This is a genomic window from Limnospira sp., from assembly GCF_051859755.1.
Taxonomy (GTDB): Bacteria; Cyanobacteriota; Cyanobacteriia; order Cyanobacteriales; family Microcoleaceae; genus Limnospira; species Limnospira fusiformis.
Map to the genome: position 1 here is coordinate 1 of NZ_JBIMLI010000260.1, position 3,098 is coordinate 3,098.

Below are 3,098 nucleotides of genomic sequence, written 5' to 3' on the forward strand. Positions count from 1 at the left end.
TGCCACTCTACCCAGAACTTTATCCCCATTCTATCGATGATCGCGGCTCTCAGGTAGATTGAGCATAGTGCGATCGCACTCTTGGAAAGGGGGTAGACCTCCCTGATCCTACCAATGTTGTTAAAAAGTAGGCATTGTCTCGAAAAACATCACATTCCCACCTTGATAAAATTTAACGGTGAAGTTGTGCGGCGGCAGATAATATCGGACTCCCATCGATAACCTCTGTTCCGTCCGCACCAACGCAGTGTTAGCTAGTCAAGAGGTTATATAGGAGTAAAAAGGGTGTTCACCGACAACTTCGACTCTAAGGCTTTAACAATTTGCTCAAGTTCAATATTCGCCTCTGCTTGAAGACCAAGGCATCTAGCAATACCCTCCACATCTGTACTTAAACGACAACCCAACGCTAACCTGAAAGAATGGTCTGGTTGCTCCGTCATCTGATATGCATGAATATGCATAGAATCTCCTAATTGAGCTTGATGACTAACATGTGAAAAGCTAAATTCACGCTGTATATAATCTAGAAAACAATCTTGAATTACAAGAACAAGCTTTTTATTGATGTGCTCAAAAGTCTCAATCTTATGATGTAGCTGTATAAGGATTGTTTTTGCTGTCATTTTCCAGTTCATACCGAAGGTCTTTTTAGATTGACTTTGGTTATCTTCTGTAGGAACTCCAAGTTCTTCAAGTAACCGTTGGCGTTCCGGCCAAACAGTGCCAGTTGTATCCAGTGTTTGGAGTTCAATGCCAACGAAATCCTTCACCTTATTATTTAAGGCAGATACGAGAAAATAATCTACATTGCCTCCTGGAATTGAAATTTCTGAAACAACATGCAATTCATTTCCAGGTTCATGGTTGGTGAGCAAGTGTAAGCAGTCTATAAAGATCTGTTTTCTCTCTAGTAACCTATGAGGACAAATAATGACCGGAATAGAATTTTTGCCATAGACTACTGAGCAGGTGCCTATAGATATATCAGGTTGGCTTTTGCGGACTTTTATACAACGTCTTTTTAAATATGGACAATGTTGCCCTTGAATAAGACTGGCCAAATCTATATGTTCGGGTTGATTTCTTGAATATCCAAAAATCTCAATTATTTTGCTCATAAAATTGTTTCGCTTCTTTCTTTCGCTATCTCTAAGTACTGAGGGGAAAGATCTATCCCGCAGGACTTTCTGCCAAGTAGCTGGGCTACAAGCATCGTAGTTCCAGTACCACAAAAAGGATCTAGAATAATCCCGTTAGGTGGACACGTGGAAGATATTGGGATTTTACAAAGATCGACGGGATAGGGCGCAAAGTGAAGTTCTCGTTTTTGAGCATCTTCTGGAAGAATTTCCCAAACATCACTTGGTTTAGATCCTTTAGGATGATATTTCAGAAAGTAAAATCCTTTTTCCTTGAGTTCTTTGGCTCGACCAGAAACTTTCTCAGAATCAGAATGTGTGGTTCTTTGTTGTCCTCGAATAATCATCCTGAAATCAGAAATGATGCCATCAGAAACTTGACGGAGAATTTCTTCCAATGCCTGATAAGCATTGTGTTTTTCATTTTCAGATAGGTCAGTGGATAGCTCGATTTTTCGTTTATAGCGAACCCCAGTGACACCCGTCGCAGAAACAACAGAACCATTCACTACTTTCGTCTTTCTGGGTGAAGAACGAATAGAATCTATATCGTAGTAATATCTTGATGACTTCACGAAGTGAAACACATTTTCATGTATATTTCTCAATCTATCCTTTGAATTGTCTGGTCCTCCTTTTACTTTGTTCCAAATAACGCTATTCCTTAGAATCCAGCCTTGATTATCTGTCAAGTTCAAGGCAATACGCCACGGTAAGCCGAGTAAGTTTTTGTTGTAGTAAGAATCACCAATATTGAGCCAAAAAGAGCCTGTTTTCTTCAGAACTCTATGAACCTCAGAGAAAACTAAGCATAAGTTATCTATATAAGTATTGAAATCCGGCTCTAATCCGATTCCGCCTGCGTCATATTCTCTTTTTCCCCAATAGGGTGGACTAGTCATACAACAATCGAAAGAATCACTGGGTAGCTCTTTCATAACTTCAAGAACATCTCCCAACATAAGCAAAGGGGCGATGCTTTCATTGACTTGATAATTTTCAAATTTCTTTTGAAAGTCTTGATTGGCTATGACACAATCACCAAATAGTGGTAATCGAAGGTTCTCTGGTGGTTGTGATGGAGCATCATCCTCTATTCGCATTTTTGAGCCTTGAACTTTCAAGCAGTACTGGTGTTTCTACAGGTCTTTAAACCTTTAGGGGATTATACAGTAGATAGAGCTAATGTATTAGTCTAGGGCAGCATCAAAGTCAAGCTACACTCAACCCCAAAGTTGCAACCACTCAGCAACAGCACTTGTAGTCCCATCTACGGGGCATTCATAAATCAGGGGGAGGGGGTTTACCCTTCGCTACCGGTCTAGCTAACGGCGGAGTTGAGCCGCGAACGACGCTTAGCCAGCGTCGTCGGGCTAACGGTGTTTGTCGGCTCCAACGAAGTGTTGTGGTGACTGCGCTTCTTAGATGGTAGCATAGTATGTCAAGTCCCGTACTACGCAGGCAGTACAACTATTTATTAGACCGCAATTACAGGATAACTCACCCCTGGAGGATGTTGTCAAGCACTGGCGGTCTAACTCCGATATTATGGTTATTATCGCGCACGTGCGGTCTAACACCCCTTTTCGTCGTCTTTTAGCGCAAGTCCTGTCATGGAAGTGCCTCAACCGTCCCAACTTCTCGATCGCCTGCGCCAAGCCATCCGCTTCCGGCATCTCAGCCGCAAAACCGAGAAGTCCTATCTCTATTACATCCAAGACTTCATCCTCTTTCACCAAAAACGCCACCCCAGAGAGATGGGAGCGCCAGAAGTCCGCGCCTACCTATCTCACCTCGCGGTCGCTAAAAAAATGGCTGCCTCCACCCAAAACGTTGCCCTCAGTGCCTTGCTCTTTCTCTACCGCCAAGTTCTTGACCCTCCCTTGCCAGACCTTGATGTCCTTGAGCGGCCCCAGTGCCCCAAGCGGTTGCCCACTGTGTTCTCGCGCCCGGAAG

The 3,098-nt window shown here is 43.1% G+C and carries 3 protein-coding genes; 1 reads left to right on the plus strand and 2 read right to left on the minus strand.

What is annotated here, in order from left to right; all coding sequences use genetic code 11:
• Positions 1–266: 266 nt before the first annotated feature.
• Together ACTIE0_RS23565 and ACTIE0_RS23570 are read right to left on the minus strand one after the other, a co-directional pair.
• Complete coding sequence (locus tag ACTIE0_RS23565) at positions 267–1,121, minus strand: NotI family restriction endonuclease (protein ID WP_006621190.1); 855 nt, start codon at positions 1,119–1,121, stop codon at positions 267–269.
• Positions 1,118–2,266: a DNA-methyltransferase gene (locus ACTIE0_RS23570; RefSeq protein WP_315640096.1), complete on the minus strand. Its 1,149-nt coding sequence runs from the start codon at positions 2,264–2,266 to the stop codon at positions 1,118–1,120. Before ACTIE0_RS23570 ends, ACTIE0_RS23565 begins: the two co-directional genes overlap by 4 nt.
• 489 nt (positions 2,267–2,755) lie before the next feature.
• On the opposite strand from ACTIE0_RS23570, the gene ACTIE0_RS23575 reads away from it, so the two are divergent.
• Positions 2,756–3,098, plus strand: a 343-nt coding sequence (locus ACTIE0_RS23575) for a phage integrase N-terminal SAM-like domain-containing protein (protein ID WP_439517015.1), incomplete at its 3' end; no start/stop codon positions are given.

What these genes read in the sequence shown, in the direction of transcription:
- ACTIE0_RS23565 (WP_006621190.1), bottom strand. Translation starts at nt 1,121, where the DNA reads ATGAGCAAAATAATTGAGATTTTTGGATATTCAAGAAATCAACCCGAA.